Genomic DNA, 21909 nt, shown 5'->3' on the forward strand with positions numbered 1-21909 from the left:
CCAAGTTCAACAAGGAGTATCAACCATGAAAAAGACGATCGTAGGGGGCTTGCTTGCGCTGTCGCTGGGCAGTGTGCCGGCGCTGGCTGCGGATCAGGTTACGCTGCAGTTAAAATGGGTCACGCAGGCGCAGTTTGCCGGGTATTTCGTGGCTGAAGCCCGGGGGTTTTATGACGAAGAAGGGCTGGATGTAACGATCAAGTCCGGCGGCCCGGATATCGCGCCGGAACAGGTGATCGCGGGGGGCGGGGCGGATGTCATCACCACCTGGATGGCAGCAGGGCTGGCCGTGCGCGAACGCGGTGTGGCGCTGGTGAACATTGCCCAGCCGTTCAAGACCGGCGGGTTGCAGGTCAACTGCCTGAAATCCACCGGCGTACAGAGCCCCGACGATTTTCCCGGCCGAACCATGGGGGTCTGGTTCTATGGCAACGAATACCCGTTCTATGCCTGGATGGCGTCACTGGGGATCGGGACGGATGGGGCGGGCGACAACAGCGTGACCGTTCTGAAACAGGCGTTTTCGGCCGATCCGCTGATCCAAGGGCAGGCCGACTGCATCTCGACCATGACCTATAACGAGTATCGCCAGATTTTGCAGTCCGGAATTACCCCTGATGAGCTCGTAACCTTCAATTACCTCGACATGGGATTTGGGATGCTCGAGGATGGTCTATATGTGCTGGAGGAGCAACTGGAAGACCCGGCTTTTGTCGACAAGATGGTCCGTTTTGTACGGGCCAGCATGAAAGGGTGGAAATATGCCGAGGAAAACCAGGAAGAAGCGGCGGAAATCGTTCTGGATTTCGATGCGACCGGCGCGCAGACATTGGACCACCAGGTTTACATGATGGGAGAGGTGGCCAAGCTGACCGCGGGCAGCAATGGAGAGCTGGACCCGGCGGATTACGAGCAAACGGTCAAGACATTGCTGTCGGCGGTGTCTCCGGACAATCCGGCGATCACCAAGGAACCCGAAGGCGCCTGGACGCATCTGATCACGGATCAGGCGCTCAAGTGATCTGACACTGGCCGCTGGCCTGGTGTGGCGCGGCTCCCGATTGGGGGCCGCCATTTTTTCGCCGGCCCCGGTTTCGCCACGGGCCGGTTTTTGCGGATGACGCTGGCAATATTCTGTGACATAGTCCTGCATAAGATACGGAATTTACTCAAAAACAGAAAATAATGCAGGATTTTGCGCAAGAATTCATGATCGCGTTCGGCCTGATCCTGTACGGCGATTCCGAGTTGTGGGCCATCGTGCTGCTGTCGCTGCGGGTGTCACTGCTGGCGGTTCTGATCGCGGCCCTGATCGGGCTGCCGCTGGGGGCGGCGCTGGCGGTCGGGCGGTTCCCGGGGCGCCGTTTGGCGATCGTTCTGGTGAACGCGCTGATGGGGCTGCCACCGGTGGTGGTGGGCCTGATGGTCTATCTGATGCTGTCGCGCGCCGGGCCTCTGGGCCTGCTGGAGTTGCTTTATACCCCGGCGGCGATGATCGTGGCGCAGGTGGTGCTGGTGACGCCGATCATCGCGGCGCTGACTCGCCAGGCGGTCGAGACGCTGCAGGCGGAATATTCCGAACAGCTGCGTTCGCTGGGGGTGTCGCGGCTGGCGTCGGTGCCGACCCTGCTGTGGGACGGGCGCCTTGCGCTGCTGACGGCGCTGCTGGCCGGGTTCGGCCGCGCCATCGCCGAGGTCGGTGCGGTGATCATCGTCGGCGGCAATATCAACCACGTCACCCGGCTGATGACCACGACCATTGCGCTGGAAACCTCCAAGGGCAACCTGGCGCTGGCCCTGGCGCTGGGGGTGATCCTGATCGGTGTGGCTATCGGCGTCACCGGACTGGTCAGCCTGCTGACCCTGCGGGACGAGCGCGAGGCCCTGCGCCATGCGTGACCTCACCGAATTCGCGGCACAAACGCAGCCACTGCTCGAGGTCGAGGGGCTGCGGATCGGGCGCAGCGGGGGATCCCTGCTGGATGTGCCGCATCTGTTGTTGGGCGGGCCGGGTCCGACCGTGATCCTGGGCCCCAACGGGGCCGGCAAAAGCCTGTTGTTGCGCTGTCTGCACGGGCTGATCGCACCGGATCGGGGGCAGGTGCTGCAGGATGGCCGCGCCCTGGGCACAGCGGAACGCTCGGGGCAGGCCATGGTGTTCCAGAAACCGGTGCTGCTGCGCCGGTCGGTCGCGGCCAACCTGGATTTTGTTCTGCGACGGCAGCGTCTGGACCGGCGCAGCCGCAGGGCGCGGATTGCGGCGTTGCTGGCCGAGGCCGGTCTACAGGGCAAGGCCCGCCAGCCTGCGCGCAGCCTGTCCGGCGGCGAGGCGCAGCGTCTGGCGATCCTGCGGGCGCTGGCCTGTGCGCCGCGGATCCTGTTTCTGGATGAGCCGACCAGCGCGCTGGATCCGGCGGCGACGCAGCAGATCGAGGCGATGATCCTGTGCGCCGCCCGCCGCGGTACCCGCATCGTGATGGTCACTCATGACGTCGGCCAGGCCTATCGGCTGGGTCGCGACATCGTGCTGATGCAGGGCGGTCGGGTGGTCGAACAGGGGCTGGTTCCGGATTTCTTTGACGCGCCCCAAAGCCGCGCCGGACGGCAGTTTCTGGCCGGGGCGCTGGTTATTCAACGCGACAGGGAACGGAACGACCTCGCATGATCGGCGCATGGATCCGCTGTTTTGCCGTGGTGCTTGGCCTGGGGTTGGCCGGTTCGGTGCGGGCGTCCGAGCCGTTCATCGTGCTGCAATCGACCACATCGACGCAGAATTCCGGCCTGCTGGATGCGATCCTGCCGGAATTCCGCGCCCGCACCGGGATCGAGGTGCGGGTGGTCGCGGTCGGGACCGGGCAGGCGATCCGCAATGCCATGAACGGCGATGGTGACGTGTTGCTGGTGCATGCGCGGTCCGCCGAAGAGGCGTTTGTCGCCCAGGGCTGGGGCGTGTCGCGCCGGGATGTCATGTATAACGATTTCGTGCTGATCGGTCCCCGGGCGGATCCGGCCAGCGTGGCGGGAGGCACCGACATTGTGGCGGCGCTGCAAGCCGTCGCCCGGACCCGGGCGACGTTTGCGTCACGTGGCGACGACAGCGGTACCCACAAGGCCGAATTGGGTTTGTGGGCCGAGGCCGGGTTGGACGTGGCCGCAGAGTCCGGCGGCTGGTATCGCGAAACCGGGTCCGGCATGGGGGCGACGCTGAATGTTGCCGCGGGCATGCAAGCCTATGTGCTGAGCGACCGCGCGACCTGGCTGGCCTTTGGCAACAAGACGGGCATGGAAGTGCTGGTGCAGGGCGATCCGCGCCTGTTCAACCAGTATGGCGTGATCCTGGTGAACCCAGAGAGGCATGCCGGCGTGCGCGCCGCCGAGGCACAGACATTCATCGACTGGCTGACCGGTGCGGACGGCCAGGCGGCAATCGCGGGTTTTCTGCTGCAGGGGGAACAGCTGTTCTTTCCGAATGCGCAATAAATTTGCCCTGTCAGGGCAAATTGCCTGACCGGTTTCTTTGTTCCGGGCCGGAAGGGCAAGGGGCGGCGGGAGGTGAGTGGCCCGCCGCCCTATTGGTTTGGCGCCACTCGCCTGTGCCGGTTGCGGTTGGGGGTGCGGCGGCGCAGCGTTTCGGCGATGCCCGGCTCAGCCGCTGGCGCCGTTGTGATGTACGGTGCCCAACCCGCTCAGGTCATAGCCGGGCAATTCGGCGGCACGCGCAGCACAGGCCGGCGAGTCCAGAAACGCCATCAGTTTTTGCAGCGGCGGTTCGAACCAGGCGCGGCGCCAGACCGCCAGATCGAACCGTTCCACGCCGAGCGGTACGAATTCCAGCCCGTAAAGCCCGGCCAGCGCCCCCAGACCGAACCCGGCTTCGGCCTTGCCGTCATGCAGCGCGATTGCCAGTTCCTCTTCCGTACGGGCGCGGGTCGGCAGGGCGAGAATATCGTCATGTGACAGGCCGGCAGCCCCCAGCTGGGCGTCGAATTCGCGCTGGCTGGCGGCGCTGGACTGGCGCAGCACCACCCGCCGCCCGGCCAAATCGGCAAAGCCGTTGATCCCGCTCAGCCCCGGCGCCAGCAGCAGGCCACGCTGGCGCTGGGTGATCTCGACCAGCACGATGGCCGCTTCGCCGACGGCGGCGCGCAGGGCCGCCCGGTTCCAACCGCCGTCCTCGCGGATATGCACCCCGGCAGCCTGTGCCGATCGGGCGGCCAGCCGGTCGATGCCGTCATACGAGCCGTCATAGAAACTGGCCAGTCCCGACCGGCTTTCGCGCAGCGCCCAGTCCAGCAGTGGATCATGGCTGCCGGCGATGATCGGCGGCAGCGGCGGCTCGGCCACTTCGGGTCCGGTGCGCGAGGCCGCCAGCCAGGCGGTGATTTCGGCACGGGGAAACAACAGCTTGCCGACGGCGCGTACGCAGGGCACGTCGCCGCTGGCAGCCAGGTCATAGACCTTTCGTTCGCCGATGCGCAGCAATTCGGCCAGTTCACGGGTGGTCAGATATCCGGCCATTGTCAGGGCCGCCGGACCGAAAGGGCCAGCCCGTGCGGTGCCGGCCGGAACGATGCGCCGGCATTCTCATCGCGCCGCCACTGGCGCGGGGAAAAGGATTGCCGTCCGGTTACCATCCGCAAAGCTCCTCGCTCGTCTGCGCGTCCGGCCCGGGCGATGGACGCGCCGGACCGTATAAAGAACCCATGCGCCCGGCCGAATGTGCCAAACGCGTTTTCGCAATCATTGCCCCGATGCACTGGCGACCGCTCAGAGCGGCGGCGGGGCGGTCTCAGCCCCGCTGACCGGCAAAGCGGCTTTCCCAGTCTTCGCGCTGTTCGTCGCTGATCTTGGCGAACAGTACCTCGGGCACGGTGAATTCATGTCCCGCGGGCAGGGCGGTCAGGGCCGCGGCGACATCGTCGGGCCAGCTTGTGTCCAGCGTGTTCATGGCGCTCAGCATCCGGGCCGCCGCCTCGGGGACAAAGGGCGCGCCCAGCACCGCATAAAGACGGATCAGGTTCAGCCCCAGCCGCACCTGCGCGGCGGCGCGCTCGGGCTCGGTCTTGAATGTTGCCCAGGGGGCGGCGCTTTGCAGATACTCGTTGCCGGCAACCCAGATCGCGCGCAGTTCCTGCGCCGATTTGCGGACTTCCATGGCCTGCATATGGCCCTCATAGGCGCGGATACGTCCCGTCAGAGTTTCGATCAGCGCGGTCTCGTCAGGGCCAAACTCGCCGCCCGCAGGCACGGTCTCGCCGAACTTGCTGCGGCAGAACTTGGTGATCCGGCTGACGAAATTGCCCAGCACATCGGCCAGATCCTTGTTCACCGACTGCTGGAAATTCTCCCAGGTGAATTCGCTGTCGCTGCTTTCGGGCGCATGGCTCAACAGCCACCAGCGCCAGTAATCCGCCGGCAGGATGTCCAGCGCCTGATCCATGAACACGCCGCGCCCCTGGCTGGTGCTGAACTGGCCGCCGTCATAGTTGAGATAGTTAAAGGATTTCAGGTGATCGACCATCTTCCACGGTTCGCGCGAGCCCAGGATCGTGGCCGGAAAGGACAGGGTGTGGAACGGCACGTTGTCCTTGCCCATGAACTGGACATAGCGCACGTCATCCGCGCCCTTGTCGGTGCGCCACCAGCGTTCCCAGTCATTGCCGGTGGCCTCGGCCCATTCGGCGGCGCAGGCGATATATTCGATCGGCGCATCGAACCAGACATAGAACACCTTGCCCTGCATGCCCGGCCAGTCCTGATCGCCCTTTTTCACCGGAATGCCCCAGTCCAGATCGCGGGTAATGCCGCGGTCCTGCAGCCCGTCGCCGTCATGCAGCCATTTCTTGGCGATCGAGGTGGTCAGCACCGGCCAGTCGGATTTGGAGTCGATCCATTGGTCCAGATCGTCGCGCAGGGCGGACTGGCACAGATACAGATGCTTGGTCTCGCGCACCTCCAGGTCGGTGCTGCCCGACACGGCGCTGCGCGGCTCGATCAGGTCGGTCGGTTCCAGCTGTTTGGTGCAGTTCTCGCATTGATCGCCGCGGGCGCGCTCGTAGCCGCAATTCGGGCAGGTGCCCTCGATATAACGATCCGGCAGGAACCGGCCGTCTGCGTTGGAATAGACCTGTTTTTCGGTGACCTCTCGGATCAGCCCGTTTTCCGCCAGCTTGCCGGCAAAATGCTGGGTCAGCCTGTGGTTCTGCGGACTGGAAGAGCGGCCGAAATGATCGAAGCTCAGCCCGAACCGGCGGGCGATTTCGGCCTGCACCTCGTGCAGTTCGGCGCAGTATTCCGCCACCGGCTGACCGGTCTTTGCTGCCGCCAGTTCGGCCGGGGTGCCATGTTCGTCGGTGGCACAGAGAAATAGTACCTCGTGGCCGCGCGCGCGCATGTACCGGGCAAAGAGATCGGCGGGCAGCTGGCTGCCTACCAGATTGCCCAGATGTTTGATCCCGTTGATATAGGGAAGCGCCGAGGTGATGAGAATGCGTGCCATGTGGGTCTTGCCTTTGGTCGGTGTCCGCCTCGTTTAGATCATCGCGCGCGTCAGCGCCAGACAGAGTGCGCCGATCCCGCCTGCCTGCCGCGCCGCGGATGCCGGGCGGCCTTGGAAGGACCCGCAAATGACCGTTTTCGCGTCCGATTTCCGTCACGATCCGGCACCAGTGTCGCGGATGTCCGAGCAAGACCGATTGGGAGCCAGCATGTCCTTGGAAAGCAACCCGGCGATACGCCCCGAACCGGACCGGCCCGGGGCTGGTTTTGCCACCGGCAGCGGTGCCGCCGCCGCCGCCGAAACCGTCCGCCAGCAGGGCGCGCTTGGCCCGCTCAAGGCTGCCATCGCCGCGCAACAGCAGAAGAACCCGCAATTGCGCGCGCGCATCACGGGCCACGATCTAACGGAGCACCTTCTGACGACGTTGCCCGCCGGGCAGGCCGAAAGGGTCGATACTGTGCTGGCTGTGCTGGGGTCGCTGGCCGGGTTTTCAACCGTCTATGCGCTGGTCTTGCGGATCGAGGAGGGGGCGCCGGGGCTGCAGCCTCCCGAGATGCTGGAAATGACGCTGCCGGATGGCTCAAAGCGCTTTTTCGGCGGTTTTCTCACCGGGCGTCTGGCAGAGCAGCCGATTTCACTGTTCAATCTGACCGCCGGCATGGCGCAGCGCATGGGGGCGACCGAGTTTCCCGACCTGCACGAGCTGTTTGCGCGGGTGGCCAAATCGGTGCCATCCGCGGCCTTCGGGCAGCCGCGGCTGCCGGCCGGGGTGTGCATCGGTGACGGGCCGCAAGATTTCGTGCAGCGCCTTTTTGCCGGCTGCCTGCCGGTTCTGCGGCGCTATGATCTGCATCCGGACGACTATTTCGCCGCCTTTGGCCTGGCCATCCAGCAGGTGATCGGTCGCGCCGGTTCCCGGATCGATCCGGCGCTGGCGGTGTCCATCGTGATGGAATGCGCGGTGCCGATGTCCAAGCTCGATCCGCGCGACGTACTGGACGACCTTTAGGGCGCGGGCCGGGAGTCATCCGACCGGCGTCCGGTATCGCGTTGCCGGCGCGTCAGCCGTCCGATCAGGAACGAGGTTCTGGGGGAATAGACGTAGCGGGTGCGCCGGTCCGGGGCCGGACGGGCGCGCATGCGGGTCAGGCCAAAGACGACCAGCACCAGATGGCCGGCGGCGATCATGGTGAACATTGCGTGCGGACCGTAGCGTTCGATCAGGGTCGAGGCGACCGACGGCGCGGCAATGGCGCCGACCGCAAAAAAGAACATCAGCGCCGCCGAGAGTTCAACCCGTTCGCTGCTGTCGGCGAAATCATGGGCATGGGCCGCGGCCACCGAATAGATCGGAAAGGTGGTCGCGCCAAAGATCAGCGCACTGATCATCACGCCGCCTTGCCCCAGGCCCGGTGCCCCCAGGGTCAGCATCGAAGACAGGATCGCCGCCACCGACAGCCAGATCAGCACCCAGCGCCGGTCGAACCGGTCCGCCAGTCCGCCCACCGGGTATTGCGCCAGCGCCCCGCCCAGAACGAAGACGGCAAGAAACCAGCCGATCTGCCCGGCCGACAGGCCGACCTCCTGGCCATAGACCGGCCCGACCATCCGGAAACTGGCCGAGGACAGCGCCGCGACCACCACACCGGCTGCCGCCAGCGGTGATTTCTCGATTGCCAGCATCGGGCGCAGCCGCGGCGCCCCGTTGGTTTCGGGCTGTTGGACCCGGGTCAGGGCCATGGGGATCAGCGCCGCACAGCACAGGATGGCCAGCAGGTTGTAGCTGACATAGCTGGCCGGGGGCAGGACCGCGATCAGCAGCTGCGCCACCAGCGATCCGCTCATGTCCACGACCCGGTAGACCCCCATGGCCCGGCCGCGGGTCTCGTTGGTCACCTTGGCCTGCAGCCAGGCTTCGATCACCGTGTAACAGCCGGCCACGCACAGGCCGGACATCACCCGCATCAGGGCCCAGGCATAGGGATCGATCACCAGCATATGCGCCAGCAGCCCGATCGCGCCGGCGGCGGTAAAGGCGGCAAAGGCGCGGGAATGGCCGACGCTGCCCATCAGCCGCGGTGCCCACCAGCAGCCGATGAAGAACCCCAAAAAATGCGCCGAGCCCAGCAATCCGATCTGCGCCTTGGTAAAGGACAGATCCAGTCCCGACAGCGCATCCAGGGGGCCGACACCGCCGGTGGACAATTGCAGCAGGATTACGGACAGGAACAGGGCGGCAAAGGAAATCAACATGCGCATGACCGGCCCAGCATGACCGGTGCCGTGGGCGGGGCTTGGCCATTTTCGACGCGCGGGTGTCGTTTTCGTCCGGTGCTAACCGGCAACCCGGATCAGCGCGGTGATATCCAGCGTCACCCGGTCGCCGACCAGACGCGGGTATCCGGCGGCGCCATAGGCGGTCCGGCTGAGCTGTCCGCTGAGGCGGACGGTCAGAATGTCCAGGTCATCCGCCCTGGTGCCGCGGGGACGGTAGAGGCCGGCGTTCAGGGTGATCGGACGAGTCACCCCGCGCAGGGTCAGATGGCCACGGATACGCGCGCCGCCCGACAGGCGCCCGTCCCTGGACAACAGGATGGTTTTCGAGACGAAGCGGATCGTGGGAAAGCGCGCGGCGTCCAGCACTTCGGGGCTGAGCAACGCCTGTGTCGCAAAGCCCAAAGGCGTGCGGGCGCCGGCGACGTCCAGGGTGACATCGACGCGCGATGCCGCCAGGTTGGCGGGGTCGATGAAGATATCCGCGCGCTGCACCGGCATCGATCCGGTCTGGGAAACCCCGTTCAGAATGAACCGGAACCCGACAGTGGAGGCCGCCCGGTCCAGCGCATAGCGGGTGGGGGCGGCGGCTGACCGGGTCCCCAGTGCAAGGCAAGCAAGCGCGACCAGCATGTCGCGTCGGGTCGGCTGGATCATTTGGACCTCCTGGCACCGGTATAGGCTGTGTATTGTCAGGCGGTCGAGGTTTTTGCCGGTTTCACCGGATTGTCAGGCGCGTGAGAGCTGCATGCACGGGCACTTGTCGTTCGCAGCATGCCACGGGTGACGATCCAGCCCTGTGGCGCTCGGGTGCGGGCGCGGCGGCGTTCCAGCCGCCATTCCTGCGCGGTGCCGGAATGCGCCGGGACCATGTGCCAGCGGGTCCCGATCCCGTGGGCACCGCCCTCACAGGGGGTCGGCAACTGGCCGATCGGGCGATGCCCGCCCTGCGTCGGGCCGGGCCGCAGACCTCGTGCACGCAGGCCTGCGGCAGCGAGATTTCGGGGTGGGGCGTCAGGGCTGGCCGGTCGTGCTCCGGCGCGCGCGAAAGCAGGTGAGTCGGCCTGGTTCGAATATATTTGTTTGCCATTTGTTCTCAGCGGCAGTTTCGAATTGCCCCCGGCCGACCAGCCGCTAGGGTGCCAGAGGGCGAAGGACAAGGAGCAAACCGATGAAGATGAACCCGCTGGGCCGCACCGGCTTGACCGTCTCGGAACTGTGCCTGGGCACCATGACCTTTGGTACTCAGACCGACGAGGCCGAGGCGCATGCCCAGATCGAGCGGGCGCTGGCGGCGGAGATCAATTTTGTCGATACCGCCGAAATGTACCCGGTGAATCCGGTGCGCAAAGCGACCGTCGGACGCACCGAAGAGATCATCGGCGCCTGGAACGCGGCCAACCCGGCGCGCCGCGGCGATTACATCCTGGCCACCAAGCATTCCGGCGAAGGGCAGAAATTCGTGCGTGACGGCGCGCCGATCTCGTCGGCGACCATTCCCGCCACCATCGAAGGCTCGCTGCGGCGGCTGCGCACGGACTATATCGACCTCTACCAGCTGCACTGGCCCAATCGCGGCAGCTACATGTTTCGCCAGAACTGGAGCTATGACCCGTCGCGGCAGAACCGGGCCGAGACCCTCGCCAACATGCAGGATTGTCTGGGCGCGCTGCAGCAACAGGTGGACAAGGGCAATATCCGCCATTTCGGCCTGAGCAACGAAAGCGCCTGGGGCACGGCGCAGTGGCTGCGGCTGGCCGATGAGAGCGGCGGGCCGCGCGTGGCGTCGATCCAGAACGAATATTCGCTGCTCTGCCGGCTCTATGACACCGATCTGGCCGAGCTGAGCGTCAACGAAGACGTCGGGCTGCTGGCGTTCTCGCCGCTGGCGGCGGGGTTGCTGACCGGCAAGTATCAGGGGGGCGCCGTGCCGCCCGGATCGCGCAAGTCGCTCACCCCCAAGCTGGGGGGGCGCGAATCGCCGCGCGTGCATGGCGCGGTCGATGCCTATCTGGACATCGCCCGCCGGCACGGTCTGGACCCGGTGCACATGGCGCTGGCCTGGTGCCGCACCCGGCCGTTCATGACCTCGGCGATATTCGGCGCTACCCATCTGGATCAGCTCGACCGGGCGCTGGGCTCGGTCGAAACGGATCTGGACGACACGGTTCTGGCCGAGATCAACGCTGCGCACCGGGCGCATCCGATGCCCTACTGAGCGCCGTCCCGTCGCAGGCGGCGCGCGGAACAGCCATGCGCGGCCCGAAAGGCGCGGGCAAAGCCGGCCGCCGAGGCAAAGCCGGTGGCCAGGGCGATGTCCAGAACCGGCATGTCGGTATCGGTGATCAGGCGCCGGGCCTCGGCCAGGCGCAGCGCCAGGTAATGTGCCTTGGGCGTGGTGTTCAGATATCGGCGGAACTGCGCCTGCAGGGCGCGCGGGCTGGACCCGGCGCGGCGGGCCAGGTCCGGGATCGGCAGGGGCGCGTCCAGCGTCTGTTCCATCAGCCCGCTGACCCGGGCGGTCAGGCGGCTGTGCCCCGGGTCGCCGCCCCGGGTCTGGGCGCGCGCCGGATCGGCGGTGCTGTCATGGATAAAAGCGCCGGCGACACGGGCCGCCAGGGTCGCGCCGTGGCGGGCCCGGATCAGGTGCAGCATCATGTCGATGGCCGGCATCGCGCCGCCGCAGGTCATGCAGGCACCATCCACATGGAACCGGTCGCGCAAGGCAATGACCGCGGGAAACCGGGTGGCAAAGGTCTCCAGATCCTCCCAATGGGTGGTGGCGCGGTGCCCGTCCAGCAACCCGGCCTCGGCCAACAGCCAGGGTCCGCCGTCGATCCCGGCCAGCGACGCCCCGGTGGCGGCGATGCGGCGCAGGCTGGCGCGCAGCGCCGGGGTGGCATGCGATCGCAGCCCGAACCCGGCGACGACAAGCAACAGATCGCATCCCGGCAGGTGCCGCAGCGCCGGGCCGGGAACGCTGATACCGCTGGTCAGCCGCGCTGGCGCGCCGGTCGCGGTGATGAATTGCCAGTCGAACAACCGCTGCCCCGCCATGCGGTTGGCGGCGCGCATCGGATCGACCCCGGCGGCAAAGCTGAGCGTGTTGCAATCGCTCAGCACCAACACCGCGACGCGCAGCGTTCCGGTGGCGGGCTGCCAGATGTTTTTTGCGGGTTTCATCAAGTAACCGACATAAAGTGCAAATTCTGTTCTGCCAAGACGCGGCATGCTGCGGATCAGCAACCCGGAGGACCCGCAGATGCCACTGACCATGAACAAAGAGGTTTTCATCACCTGCGCGGTGACCGGTTCGGGCAGCACCCAGGACCGCAGCCCGCATGTGCCGCGCAGCCCGGCGCAGATCGCCGACAGCGCGATCGCCGCTGCCAAGGCCGGCGCGGCGGTGGTGCATTGTCATGTGCGCGATCCCGAGACCGGCGCCCCCAGTCGCCGGCTGGATCTCTATCGCGAGGTGACCGACCGCATCCGCGACGCCGATGTCGACGTGGTTCTGAACCTGACCGCCGGCATGGGCGGGGATATCGTCTTTGGCAGTCCCGACAGCCCGTTTCCGGTGGCCGAGGGCACCGACATGATCGGCGCCGCCGAACGGGTGGCGCATATCGCCGAATGCCGGCCCGAGATCTGCACCCTGGATTGCGGCACGATGAATTTCGCCGAGGCCGATTACGTGATGACCAACACGCCGGGCATGCTGACGGCGATGGGTGGCATGATGACCGAACTGGGCGTCAAACCCGAGATCGAGGCCTTTGACACCGGGCATCTGTGGTACGCCAAACAGCTGGTCGCCGATGGCGTGCTGGACGGCCCGGCGCTGGTGCAGCTGTGCATGGGGGTGCCGTGGGGGGCGCCGGACGATCTGAACACTTTCATGGCGATGGTCAACAACGTGCCCGAGGATTGGACCTTTTCGGCCTTTGCGCTGGGGCGCAACCAGATGGCCTATGTCGCCGCCGCGGTTCTGGCAGGCGGCAATGTGCGGGTCGGGCTTGAGGACAATCTGTGGCTGGACAAGGGCGTTCTGGCCGAGAACTGGCAACTGGTCGAGCGCGCCGGCAGCATCATTGAGAATATGGGCGCACGGGTGATCGGCCCCGACGAAGTGCGCACCAGGCTGGGGCTGGTGAAACGGGAACCGCAGTGAAGGCTGCGGCGCTGCTCCGGATGCGCCGGGGACCGCTGCGGCCCGTCCTTGCGCTGCTGGTCGGGGCGTTGGCGGTGTCGGCTTGCGCGGTTCCGTCCGGGTTTCGCGATCCGCGGGCGCCGTTTTCGGCCAGTACCCGGTTTGATGCGGCGCAGATGCGCGGCACCTGGGTCGTGCGGGCGCGGTTCGCCGCCGCCGATGACGATCTGGGCGGCAATCCCGAACGGTTCGAGATCGGCACGGTCAGCGGTGATGGCTTTGCCGTGACGTGGCACCACCTGACCTGCAATGCCTGGGAGTGCGTCGGCCTGACCGACGATCTGGTGGCCCGGATCACCGGACCCGGGCGGTTCACGCTGCCGCGCGGCGCTGACCCGGCGGCGGAACACTGGGTTTTGTGGACGGATTCGGGGTTTCGGGTGGCGGCTATCGGCACACCGAACGGGGATTTTGGCTGGATCATGACGCGCGGCGCCGTGCGCGACGACCTGATGGCGGCGGCGCGCGAGATTTTCGAATGGAACGGGTATGACCTGACCCGGTTGCAAGGAGTGCAGGAATGATTGCAGCAATCATTGGCGGCGGGGTGATCGGCGGCGGCTGGGCGGCGCGGTTCCTGCTGAACGGCTGGGACGTGCGGGTCTGTGACCCGGATGCCGAGGCCGCCCGCAAGGTCGGAGAGGTGCTGGACAATGCCCGCCGATCGCTGCCGGGACTCAGCGATGCGCCTCTGCCGCCCGAGGGCGCGCTGAGCTTTCACGGCGATCTGGCCGAGGCGGTACGGGGCGCGGCCTGGATTCAGGAAAGCGTGCCTGAACGGCTGGACCTGAAACGCAGCGTCTATGCGGAGATTCAGCGCGCCTGCGATGCGGATGCAATCATCGGCTCGTCCACCAGTGGTTTCAAACCGTCGGAGTTGCAGGAAAGCAGCGCCTGCCCGGAACAGATCGTGGTGGCGCACCCGTTCAACCCGGTCTACCTGTTGCCGCTGGTCGAACTGGTGGCCAGCGACGCGACCGGGGCGGACCGGATCGCTCGCGCCCGTGAAATCCTGACCGGCCTCGGGATGTATCCGCTGCATGTGAAACAGGAAATCGACGCGCATATCGCCGACCGGTTGCTGGAAGCGGTCTGGCGCGAGGCGCTGTGGCTGGTCCGGGATGGCGTCGCCAGCACCGGTGAGATCGACGACGCGATCCGCTATGGGTTCGGCATCCGCTGGGCGCAGATGGGCCTGTTCGAGACCTATCGCGTTGCCGGCGGCGAGGCAGGCATGAAGCATTTCATCGCCCAGTTCGGCCCGGCGCTGAAATGGCCCTGGACCAGGCTGATGGATGTGCCCGATCTGACCGACGATCTGGTGCAGCGCATCGCCGATCAGTCGGATGCGCAATCCGGTGCACATTCGATCCGCGAACTGGAACGCATCCGCGACAACAATCTTGTCGCCATGATGCGCGCGCTCAAGGGGCAGGATTGGGGCGCCGGGGCGCTGTTGAACGCGCAGGACCGGCGCCTGCGCGACGGCGGGCCGCTGGCCGGTGGGGTCGACGCGATCGCGGATCCGGCGCAGCCGATCCTGACCCTGGCGCGCGCGGTGCCGCTGGACTGGACGGACTATAACGGCCACATGAACGAGGCGAAATATCTCGAAGCCTTTGCGGCGGCGACCGACCGGTTCATGGAGATGATCGGCTGCGACGCCGACTATATCGCGCAGGGCGGCAGCTATTTCACCGCCGAAACCCATATCCGGCACCTGGACGAAGTGCATGCGGGGGCGCGGATTCGGGTCGAGACCCGGATGCTGCTGGGGCAGGGCAAGAAACTGCACCTGTTCCATTTCATGTATGAACAGGACCGGCTGCTGGCCACCGGCGAACATTTTCTGCTGCATGTCAGCCTGGCCAGCCGCAAGCCCTGTCCGCCGGGACCGGCGATCGAGGCGGCGCTGGCGCGGCTGACGCAGGCGCAGGCCGGCTTGCCCTGGCCCGAAGGGGCCGGCGCCGCGATCCGCAGACCGGCATGAGCCGTCGGGTTCTGATCACCGGCGGGGCATCGGGGATCGGGCTGGCCATGGGGCAGGGATTTGCCGCGGCGGGCTACCGGGTCTGGGTCAGCGATGTGGATGCGCTGGCGCTGACGCGGCTGCCGCCGGACTGGCGGAGCAGCCGGGTCGACGTCACCGACGCCGATGCCATGGCCGATCTGTTCACCTGTGTCGCCACGGATTGGGGCGGGCTGGACGTGCTCTGCGCCAATGCCGGAACCGCCGGGCCGACCGCGCCGGTCCAGGACGTGACGCCACAGGACTGGCGCGCCTGTCTGGCGGTGAATCTGGACGGCGCGTTTCTGGCGGCGAAACACGCCGCGCCGATGATGCAGCGCCAGCGGTCCGGCGCGATGATTCTGACCTCGTCCACCGCCGGGCAGCATGGCTATCCCAACCGTGCACCCTATGCGGCGGCGAAATGGGCGGTGATCGGGCTGATGAAAACGCTGGCGATGGAACTGGGGCCGCATGGGGTGCGCGCCAACGCGATCTGTCCCGGCGCGGTCGAAGGCCCGCGGATGGAGGCGGTTCTGGCGCGCGAGGCGGCCGTCAAGGGCATGACGCGCGATGCGGTCTATGCCGGCTATGCCGCAGGCACGTCGCTGCGCCGGTTCGTGACCGCGCGCGAGATCGCCGACATGGCGGTGTTTCTGGCCTCGGACGCGGCCCGGATGGTATCGGGCCAGGCGATCGCGGTGGATGGCCACACGGTCAATCCCGACCCCTGAAAGCCCGCAAATTGCGCCGCCTCCCTGTGTCAAACGATCCCGATTTGCGCGCAACGATTGCCATCTGCGAAACAATGCGCAACGTTTGGACCGTGAAGATCGAGGGAGAACAGGCTCGGATTGGGGGCGCCGGCGCGTCCGGCACAATCCTTTGTCGCCGCATCGGCGTCGCCACTCTGAGCCACATCGCTTTTGGCCCCTGTCCGGATCACGGCGCATTTCGGTATGCGCCGGGGCTGCGGTCGTTCCATTTCCTAAAGGCCCGATGAAAGGCGCCGGGTTCGCTATAACCCAGATCCGCGGCGATATCGGCGACCGGCAGTTCGGTTTGCCGCAACAGCGCCTGGGCGCGCCGGTTTCTGAGGTCGTCCTTGATCGCCGAATAGCTCTGACCCTCTTCGCGCAGACGCCGGCGCAAGGTCGCCGGGGCTATTCCCAGCGCTGTTGCCAGGGTTTCGAATACCGGCCAGCTCTGCGGCGGTGTCGCGCGCAGCAGCGTGCGGATGCGGCCCGCCCAGCCTTCGTCATGGCGATACCGGACCAGAATGTTCGCCGGGGCTTGGCGCAGGAACTCGACCAGCCCCTGTTCGGTGCGGATCGTCGGCAGATGCAGATAGGCGGCATCAAAGACCAGCCGGCTCTGCGGCCGGTCAAACTGTACGGGGGCGCCAAAGAACTGGCGGTAGTCGACACGGCTTTCCGGTTCCGCGCAGGCGAAATCGACATGGCGCAGGGCGATGCGCCGACCGATCAGCCAGCAGGAAATGCCCATCACGAACAACCAGAAGGTACGGTGCGCAAAGGCCCGGCGCGGTGTGTCGCGGTCCGTCAGCACGACATGGGCCTGGCCGTCCTGCACGATCAGCTTGCCGCTGGGATCGTCCAGCAGCACGCGAAAGAACCGCAGGATCTGGCGCAGGGCCTTTTCCAGCGTACCGGCATGCAATACCGCGTGGCAGACCAGATCGAAACTGCCCGGCCGCATCCGTCGCGTGCCCAGACCAAAGAATTCGTCGCCCGAGACCCGGGCCATTTCGCGCCACAACGCGCCATAGGCCTGATTGCTGATCGGTTCGGTTATGGACGCAGGCAAGCCCGCGGCGGCCAGAACCGGGATCTGATCGATGCCCTGGTCGCGCAGGCAGGCCAGGGCATCCTCGACAAAGCCGGGCGAGATCATGCGGTGTTCCATTTCGGCATAATGGCATTTTCGATCAGAAAGATCGACTTGGAATGTCATTGTTCGCCATGTTGCCTGCGTCTATCTACGGGGCATCGCGTTTTCCGACCCGAAGCCGCTTCCAGAAGGAGGAACCAGCCATGACAACCGCCCCGAATGCACAAGCCCGTACCCCTTATCAGCAGGCCGTCGATCTGTTTCGCATCGAGCACGCAATTGCCGATCTGCATGGCGATCTGGAGGCCGGGCTGAACGCCTGTGTCGAATGCTGCGACCGTCATGCGGGGCAGAACCGTGTTGCGCTGCGCTGGGTCTCGGCCGAGGGCAAGCGGCAGGATTTCACCTTTGAGCAGTTGCAGGAGATGTCCGCCCGGGCCGCCAACATGATGGCCGAGAACGGCGTGGGGCCGGGCGATGTGGTGTCGGGCCTGCTGCCGCGCCGGCCGGAGCTGTTTGCGACGATCCTGGGCGCCTGGCGGCTGGGCGCGGTCTATCAGCCGCTGTTCACCGCCTTTGGGCCCAAGGCGATCGAGCACCGCCTGAAGACCAGCAACGCCAAGCTGGTCGTGACCAACACCGGGCAACGGCCCAAGCTGGACGACGTGCCGAATTGTCCGGCGGTCGCTACGGTTCTGGCCGACGGCGAGACCCTGCCGGCGGGCGATATCGATTTCGAGGCGGCGCTGGCCGCCGCCGCGCCGGAATTCACGCCGGTGATGCGACAGGGGTCGGATCTGTTGATGATGATGTCCACCTCGGGCACGACCGGGCTGCCCAAGGGTGTGCCGGTGCCGTTGCGGGCGCTGCTGTCCTTTGCCGTCTACATGCGCGACGCGGTCGAACTGCGCCCGGATGACGTGTTCTGGAACATCGCCGATCCGGGCTGGGCCTATGGCATGTATTACATGGTCGCCGGCCCGCTTCTGCTGGGCCAGGCCACGACGATGTACGAGGGCGGTTTCACTGCCGAATCGACCTATGACATCATCGAGCGGCTGGGCGTGACCAACATGGCCGGGTCGCCCACCGCCTATCGCCTGCTGATCGCCGCAGGTCCTGAGATGGCCGAACGCCACAAGGGACGGCTGCGCGTGGTGTCCAGCGCTGGCGAGCCGTTGAACCCCGAGGTGATTCGCTGGTTTGAGGCCCATCTGGGGGCGCCGATCCACGACCATTACGGCCAGACCGAAACGGGCATGGTCGTCAATAACCACCACGGGCTGGACCACCCGGTGCGCGCCGGCTCGGCGGGCTATGCCATGCCCGGCTACCGCATCGCGGTTCTGGACGAGGCCGGCAAAGAGGTGGGGCCGAACCAGCCCGGCATCATGGCCGTGGATATCGAGAACTCGCCGCTCTTGTGGTTCACCGGCTATTGGCAGACCGAGACCAAGGCGATCGCGGACGGCTATTACCTGACCGGAGACAGCGTCGAGTTCGAACCCGACGGCTCGATCAGCTTTATCGGGCGGTCCGATGACGTGATCACCTCCTCCGGCTACCGCATCGGCCCGTTCGACGTGGAAAGCGCGCTGATGGAACACTCCTCGGTGACCGAGGTGGCCGTGGTCGGTGTGCCCGACCCCGAGCGGACCGAGAACGTCAAGGCCTTTGTCGTGCTGGCCAGCGGATACGAAGGCAGCGACACCCTGGCCGACACGCTGCGCCAGCACGTGCGCAAGCGGATGTCGGCGCATGCCTACCCGCGGGAAATCGATTTTGTCACCGACCTGCCCAAGACCCCCAGCGGCAAGATCCAGCGGTTCCTGCTGCGCAAGGCCGAAATCGAAAAACAGAACAACAGCTGAGAGGAGAGAACGACATGCAGATCAAGGACCGTGTGTTTCTGATAACCGGAGGCGGCTCCGGACTGGGGGCGGCCGTGGCCGACATGGTGGTGGCGCAGGGCGGCAAGGCCGTGCTGCTGGACGTGAACGCCGAGGCCGGCGAAGCCAAGGCGGCCGAATTGGGCGGGTCGGCCCTGTTCGTCAAGACCGACGTGACCGATGGCGCCGAAGGCGAAGCGGCGGTTGCGGCCGCGGTAAAGACCTTTGGCCAGGTCAACGCGATGATCAACTGCGCCGGCATCGCACCGGGCGAAAAGATCGCCGGCCGCGAGGGGCCGCACCGGCTGGACAGTTTTGCCCGCGCCGTCAGCATCAACCTGGTCGGCACGTTCAACATGCTGCGGCTGGCGGCCGACGCCATGGTCAAGCAGGAACCGGATGCCAGCGGCGAGCGCGGCGTGATCGTCAACACCGCCTCGATCGCGGCCTATGACGGGCAGATCGGCCAGGCGGCCTATGCCGCGTCCAAGGGCGGCGTGGTGTCGCTGACACTGCCGGCAGCGCGCGAACTGGCGCGGTTCGGCGTGCGCGTGGTGACCATCGCGCCGGGCATTTTCGGCACCCCGATGATGGCCGGACTGCCGCAAGAAGTGCAGGACTCGCTGGGCGCCAGCGTGCCGTTCCCGTCGCGTCTGGGCGATCCGGCGGAATATGCGAATCTGGTGCGCCATATCGTCGAAAACCAGATGCTGAATGGCGAGGTGATCCGTATCGACGGCGCGCTGCGCATGGCGGCCAAGTGATTGCGAAAGGAATTGAGCTATGAGTGAACATGATCCGATTGTCATCGTCGGCGCCTCGCGCACGGCCATGGGGGGATTTCAGGGAGCCTTTGACAGTGTCAACGCCAGCGATCTGGGCGCGGCCGCGATCAGGGCGGCCGTGACCGAGGCCGGCGTGGCGCCGGATGCGGTGGACGAGACCGTGTTTGGCTGCGTCCTGCCCGCGGGCCAGGGCCAGGCACCGGCGCGTCAGGCAGCCTTGGGCGCCGGGCTGTCGCTGGGTGTCGGCTGCACCACAATCAACAAGATGTGCGGCTCGGGCATGCGGGCGGCGATGTTCGCCCATGACATGCTGCTGGCCGGTACCGGTGACGTGATGGTCGCGGGCGGCATGGAAAGCATGTCGCGCGCCCCGTACCTGATGCCCAAGGCGCGCAGCGGCTATCGCATGGGACATGGTCAGGTCATTGACCACATGTTCCTGGACGGGCTCGAAGATGCCTATGACAAGGGCCGCCTGATGGGCACCTTTGCCGAGGATTGCGCGCAGAACTATCAGTTCACCCGCGAAGAACAGGACAATTTCGCCATCACCTCGCTGACCCGGGCGCAACAGGCAATCAATGACGGCAAGTTCGCCGGTCAGATCACCCCGGTCACCGTTCCGGGCCGCCGCGGCGATACCGTGGTCGAGATCGACGAACAGCCGGGCAAGGCGCAACTGGACAAGATCCCCGGTTTGCGCCCGGCCTTCCGCAAGGACGGCACGGTGACGGCGGCGAACTCGTCCTCGATCTCGGACGGGGCCGCGGCGATGGTTCTGATGCGCCGCTCGCAGGCCGAAAAGCTTGGCCTGACGCCGCGCGCGGTGATCGCCGGCCACACCACCCATGCCGACAAGCCCAACCTGTTTCCCACCGCGCCGATCGGCTCGATGGAAAAACTGGCCGACAAGACCGGCTGGTCGCTGAAGGACGTGGACCTGTTCGAGATCAACGAGGCCTTTGCGGTCGTCACCATGGCGGCGATGCGCGATCTGGACCTGCCGCATGACAAGGTCAACGTGCATGGCGGCGCCTGCGCGCTGGGTCACCCGATCGGGGCGTCCGGCGCCCGGATCATGGTGACGCTGCTGGCGGCGCTGGAAACCTATGACCTGAAACGCGGCGTTGCCTCGCTGTGTATCGGCGGTGGCGAAGCGACCGCAATTGCCATCGAAAGGGTATCGTGATGCTGCTGACCGAAGAACAGGAACAGATCCGCGACACCGCCCGCGATTTCGCCCGCGAACGGCTGGCGCCGGGGGCGGCGCAGCGCGACGCCGAGCATGCCTTTCCGCGCGAGGAACTGACCGAGATGGGCCAGCTGGGGTTCCTGGGCATGCTGATGCCCGAGGCCCATGGCGGCTCGGATACCGGCATGGTCTCGTATGCGCTGGCGCTGGAAGAGATCGCCGCCGGCGACGGCGCCTGCTCGACCATCCTGAGCGTGCACAGTTCGGTCGGTTGCGTGCCGATCCTGCGGTTCGGCAATGACGCGCAGAAACAGCGTTTTCTGCCGAAGATGTCCGCCGGGGAATGGATCGGCGGCTTTGCCTTGACCGAACCGCATGCGGGGTCCGATGCCGGGGCGCTGAAAACCCGCGCGGTGCGCGACGGCGACCATTACGTGCTGAACGGTGCCAAGCAGTTCATCACCTCGGGCAAGAACGGAAACGTGATCATCACCTTTGCGGTGACCGATCCCGAGGCCGGCAAGAAAGGCATCTCGGCCTTTATCGTGCCGACCGACACCCCGGGCTATGATGTGGTTACGGTCGAAAACAAGCTGGGGCAGCACAGTTCGGACACCTGCGCGCTGGCGTTCAACGACATGCGCATCCCGGTTGAGAACCGGCTGGGCGACGAGGGCGCGGGCTATCGTATCGCGCTGGCCAATCTCGAAGGCGGGCGCATCGGCATTGCCGCGCAATCGGTCGGGATGGCGCGCGCCGCCCTCGAGGCCGCCTGCGCCTATGCCCACGAGCGCACCAGTTTTGGCAAGCCGATCATGGAGCACCAGGCGGTCGGGTTCCGCCTGGCCGACATGGCCACCCGGGTCGAGGCCGCGCGGCAGATGTATCTGCACGCCGCCGCCCTGCGCGAGGCCGGGCGCCCCTGCCTGACCGAGGCGTCGATGGCCAAGCTGTTTGCCTCGGAAACCGCCGAAGCGGTCTGTTCGGCGGCGATCCAGACGCTAGGCGGTTATGGCTATCTGTCCGATTATCCGGTCGAGCGCATCTATCGCGACGTGCGGGTCTGCCAGATCTATGAAGGCACCAGCGACATCCAGCGTCTGGTGATCGCCCGCGGTCTCTGACAGCCGCTGGCACCTGTGCTTGCCCGTTCCGCCTGTGGCGGGGCGGGCCCGGGGCCGCTGATGTGCCTTCTGGTGGC

General features: G+C 66.3%; 20 protein-coding genes. 14 read left to right on the top strand and 6 right to left on the bottom strand.

What is annotated here, in order from left to right:
• Positions 1–25 precede the first annotated feature (25 nt).
• The 4 genes from ACFMPD_RS04335 (at position 26) to ACFMPD_RS04350 (ending at position 3480) form a co-directional block, all read left to right on the top strand.
• Positions 26–1021, top strand: coding sequence for an ABC transporter substrate-binding protein (locus ACFMPD_RS04335; RefSeq protein WP_380992165.1), 996 nt, complete (start codon positions 26–28; stop codon positions 1019–1021).
• Between the two features lie 164 nt (positions 1022–1185).
• Positions 1186–1899: an ABC transporter permease gene (locus tag ACFMPD_RS04340; protein ID WP_380992167.1), complete on the top strand. Its 714-nt coding sequence runs from the start codon at positions 1186–1188 to the stop codon at positions 1897–1899.
• Positions 1892–2665: an ATP-binding cassette domain-containing protein gene (locus ACFMPD_RS04345; RefSeq protein WP_380992169.1), complete on the top strand. Its 774-nt coding sequence runs from the start codon at positions 1892–1894 to the stop codon at positions 2663–2665. Before ACFMPD_RS04340 ends, ACFMPD_RS04345 begins: the two co-directional genes overlap by 8 nt.
• Positions 2662–3480, top strand: a complete 819-nt coding sequence (locus ACFMPD_RS04350) for an ABC transporter substrate-binding protein (protein WP_380992171.1) — start codon at positions 2662–2664, stop codon at positions 3478–3480. Before ACFMPD_RS04345 ends, ACFMPD_RS04350 begins: the two co-directional genes overlap by 4 nt.
• A gap of 165 nt (positions 3481–3645) precedes the next feature.
• Here the strand turns inward: ACFMPD_RS04350 and ACFMPD_RS04355 are convergent, their stop codons facing one another.
• Both ACFMPD_RS04355 and metG read right to left on the bottom strand, forming a co-directional pair.
• On the bottom strand, positions 3646–4518 hold the full coding sequence (locus ACFMPD_RS04355; RefSeq protein WP_380992173.1) for a substrate-binding domain-containing protein: 873 nt from the start codon (positions 4516–4518) through the stop codon (positions 3646–3648).
• A 271-nt stretch (positions 4519–4789) separates the two neighbouring features.
• Positions 4790–6499 (bottom strand): methionine--tRNA ligase, encoded by a 1710-nt coding sequence (metG, locus tag ACFMPD_RS04360; RefSeq protein ID WP_380992175.1) that lies wholly within the window; start codon positions 6497–6499, stop codon positions 4790–4792.
• Positions 6500–6626: 127 nt separating this feature from the next.
• On the opposite strand from metG, the gene ACFMPD_RS04365 reads away from it, so the two are divergent.
• Entirely contained in the window at positions 6627–7508 is an 882-nt protein-coding gene (locus tag ACFMPD_RS04365) for a hypothetical protein (RefSeq protein ID WP_380992177.1), read from the top strand.
• Here ACFMPD_RS04365 and ACFMPD_RS04370 read toward each other — a convergent pair.
• Together ACFMPD_RS04370 and ACFMPD_RS04375 are read right to left on the bottom strand one after the other, a co-directional pair.
• Positions 7505–8758: an MFS transporter gene (locus tag ACFMPD_RS04370; protein WP_380992179.1), complete on the bottom strand. Its 1254-nt coding sequence runs from the start codon at positions 8756–8758 to the stop codon at positions 7505–7507. The two genes, ACFMPD_RS04365 and ACFMPD_RS04370, sit on opposite strands and share 4 nt — an antisense overlap.
• Before the next feature lie 75 nt (positions 8759–8833).
• Complete coding sequence (locus ACFMPD_RS04375) at positions 8834–9430, bottom strand: YceI family protein (RefSeq protein WP_380992181.1); 597 nt, start codon at positions 9428–9430, stop codon at positions 8834–8836.
• A 514-nt stretch (positions 9431–9944) separates the two neighbouring features.
• Between ACFMPD_RS04375 and ACFMPD_RS04380 the strand changes: the two genes are divergently transcribed.
• The gene (locus tag ACFMPD_RS04380; protein ID WP_380992183.1) at positions 9945–10991 is read left to right on the top strand and encodes an aldo/keto reductase; all 1047 of its coding nucleotides are present in this window, start codon (positions 9945–9947) and stop codon (positions 10989–10991) included.
• Here the strand turns inward: ACFMPD_RS04380 and ACFMPD_RS04385 are convergent.
• Complete coding sequence (locus ACFMPD_RS04385; RefSeq protein ID WP_380992185.1) at positions 10985–11956, bottom strand: GlxA family transcriptional regulator; 972 nt, start codon at positions 11954–11956, stop codon at positions 10985–10987. The two genes, ACFMPD_RS04380 and ACFMPD_RS04385, sit on opposite strands and share 7 nt — an antisense overlap.
• A gap of 79 nt (positions 11957–12035) precedes the next feature.
• Here ACFMPD_RS04385 and bcoG point away from each other — a divergent pair, with 79 nt between their 5' ends.
• Genes bcoG through ACFMPD_RS04405 form a run of 4 tightly spaced genes read left to right on the top strand, consistent with a single transcriptional unit; the run spans position 12036 to position 15725 of the window.
• Positions 12036–12944 carry a 3-dehydrocarnitine:acetyl-CoA trimethylamine transferase BcoG gene (bcoG, locus tag ACFMPD_RS04390; RefSeq protein WP_380992187.1) on the top strand — a complete coding sequence of 303 codons (909 nt, stop codon included), beginning with the start codon at positions 12036–12038 and terminating at the stop codon, positions 12942–12944.
• 20 nt (positions 12945–12964) lie between these two features.
• Positions 12965–13507 (top strand): lipocalin family protein, encoded by a 543-nt coding sequence (locus tag ACFMPD_RS04395; protein ID WP_380992189.1) that lies wholly within the window; start codon positions 12965–12967, stop codon positions 13505–13507.
• Positions 13504–14973 (top strand): carnitine 3-dehydrogenase, encoded by a 1470-nt coding sequence (locus tag ACFMPD_RS04400; protein ID WP_380992191.1) that lies wholly within the window; start codon positions 13504–13506, stop codon positions 14971–14973. The genes ACFMPD_RS04395 and ACFMPD_RS04400 overlap by 4 nt, the downstream gene beginning before the upstream one ends.
• Positions 14970–15725, top strand: a complete 756-nt coding sequence (locus tag ACFMPD_RS04405; RefSeq protein WP_380992193.1) for an SDR family oxidoreductase — start codon at positions 14970–14972, stop codon at positions 15723–15725. Before ACFMPD_RS04400 ends, ACFMPD_RS04405 begins: the two co-directional genes overlap by 4 nt.
• 208 nt (positions 15726–15933) lie before the next feature.
• Here the strand turns inward: ACFMPD_RS04405 and ACFMPD_RS04410 are convergent, their stop codons facing one another.
• The gene (locus ACFMPD_RS04410) at positions 15934–16965 is read right to left on the bottom strand and encodes an AraC family transcriptional regulator (RefSeq protein WP_380992195.1); all 1032 of its coding nucleotides are present in this window, start codon (positions 16963–16965) and stop codon (positions 15934–15936) included.
• Positions 16966–17045: 80 nt separating this feature from the next.
• Between ACFMPD_RS04410 and ACFMPD_RS04415 the strand changes: the two genes are divergently transcribed.
• Genes ACFMPD_RS04415 through ACFMPD_RS04430 form a run of 4 tightly spaced genes read left to right on the top strand, consistent with a single transcriptional unit; the run spans position 17046 to position 21832 of the window.
• Positions 17046–18713, top strand: a complete 1668-nt coding sequence (locus ACFMPD_RS04415) for an acyl-CoA synthetase (RefSeq protein WP_380992197.1) — start codon at positions 17046–17048, stop codon at positions 18711–18713.
• Positions 18714–18727: 14 nt separating this feature from the next.
• Positions 18728–19495, top strand: coding sequence for an SDR family NAD(P)-dependent oxidoreductase (locus ACFMPD_RS04420; RefSeq protein ID WP_380992199.1), 768 nt, complete (start codon positions 18728–18730; stop codon positions 19493–19495).
• Between the two features lie 19 nt (positions 19496–19514).
• Positions 19515–20705, top strand: coding sequence for an acetyl-CoA C-acyltransferase (locus ACFMPD_RS04425; RefSeq protein ID WP_380992201.1), 1191 nt, complete (start codon positions 19515–19517; stop codon positions 20703–20705).
• A complete protein-coding gene (locus ACFMPD_RS04430) occupies positions 20705–21832 on the top strand; it encodes an acyl-CoA dehydrogenase family protein (RefSeq protein ID WP_380992203.1) in 1128 nt (375 codons plus the stop codon). The genes ACFMPD_RS04425 and ACFMPD_RS04430 overlap by 1 nt, the downstream gene beginning before the upstream one ends.
• The last annotated feature ends 77 nt before the right edge of the window (positions 21833–21909 follow it).

The sequence above is a fragment of the Sedimentitalea sediminis genome, assembly GCF_042687825.1.
Taxonomy (GTDB): Bacteria; Pseudomonadota; Alphaproteobacteria; order Rhodobacterales; family Rhodobacteraceae; genus Sedimentitalea.

Excerpts from the sequence above, each read along its gene's own strand:
- ACFMPD_RS04335 (WP_380992165.1), top strand. The coding sequence starts at position 26 with ATGAAAAAGACGATCGTAGGGGGCTTGCTTGCGCTGTCGCTGGGCAGT.
- ACFMPD_RS04340 (WP_380992167.1), top strand. The coding sequence starts at position 1,186 with ATGCAGGATTTTGCGCAAGAATTCATGATCGCGTTCGGCCTGATCCTG.
- ACFMPD_RS04345 (WP_380992169.1), top strand. The coding sequence starts at position 1,892 with ATGCGTGACCTCACCGAATTCGCGGCACAAACGCAGCCACTGCTCGAG.
- ACFMPD_RS04350 (WP_380992171.1), top strand. The coding sequence starts at position 2,662 with ATGATCGGCGCATGGATCCGCTGTTTTGCCGTGGTGCTTGGCCTGGGG.
- ACFMPD_RS04355 (WP_380992173.1), bottom strand. The coding sequence starts at position 4,518 with ATGGCCGGATATCTGACCACCCGTGAACTGGCCGAATTGCTGCGCATC.
- metG (WP_380992175.1), bottom strand. The coding sequence starts at position 6,499 with ATGGCACGCATTCTCATCACCTCGGCGCTTCCCTATATCAACGGGATC.
- ACFMPD_RS04365 (WP_380992177.1), top strand. The coding sequence starts at position 6,627 with ATGACCGTTTTCGCGTCCGATTTCCGTCACGATCCGGCACCAGTGTCG.
- ACFMPD_RS04370 (WP_380992179.1), bottom strand. The coding sequence starts at position 8,758 with ATGCGCATGTTGATTTCCTTTGCCGCCCTGTTCCTGTCCGTAATCCTG.
- ACFMPD_RS04375 (WP_380992181.1), bottom strand. The coding sequence starts at position 9,430 with ATGATCCAGCCGACCCGACGCGACATGCTGGTCGCGCTTGCTTGCCTT.
- ACFMPD_RS04380 (WP_380992183.1), top strand. The coding sequence starts at position 9,945 with ATGAAGATGAACCCGCTGGGCCGCACCGGCTTGACCGTCTCGGAACTG.
- ACFMPD_RS04385 (WP_380992185.1), bottom strand. The coding sequence starts at position 11,956 with ATGAAACCCGCAAAAAACATCTGGCAGCCCGCCACCGGAACGCTGCGC.
- bcoG (WP_380992187.1), top strand. The coding sequence starts at position 12,036 with ATGCCACTGACCATGAACAAAGAGGTTTTCATCACCTGCGCGGTGACC.
- ACFMPD_RS04395 (WP_380992189.1), top strand. The coding sequence starts at position 12,965 with ATGCGCCGGGGACCGCTGCGGCCCGTCCTTGCGCTGCTGGTCGGGGCG.
- ACFMPD_RS04400 (WP_380992191.1), top strand. The coding sequence starts at position 13,504 with ATGATTGCAGCAATCATTGGCGGCGGGGTGATCGGCGGCGGCTGGGCG.
- ACFMPD_RS04405 (WP_380992193.1), top strand. The coding sequence starts at position 14,970 with ATGAGCCGTCGGGTTCTGATCACCGGCGGGGCATCGGGGATCGGGCTG.
- ACFMPD_RS04410 (WP_380992195.1), bottom strand. The coding sequence starts at position 16,965 with ATGACATTCCAAGTCGATCTTTCTGATCGAAAATGCCATTATGCCGAA.
- ACFMPD_RS04415 (WP_380992197.1), top strand. The coding sequence starts at position 17,046 with ATGACAACCGCCCCGAATGCACAAGCCCGTACCCCTTATCAGCAGGCC.
- ACFMPD_RS04420 (WP_380992199.1), top strand. The coding sequence starts at position 18,728 with ATGCAGATCAAGGACCGTGTGTTTCTGATAACCGGAGGCGGCTCCGGA.
- ACFMPD_RS04425 (WP_380992201.1), top strand. The coding sequence starts at position 19,515 with ATGAGTGAACATGATCCGATTGTCATCGTCGGCGCCTCGCGCACGGCC.
- ACFMPD_RS04430 (WP_380992203.1), top strand. The coding sequence starts at position 20,705 with ATGCTGCTGACCGAAGAACAGGAACAGATCCGCGACACCGCCCGCGAT.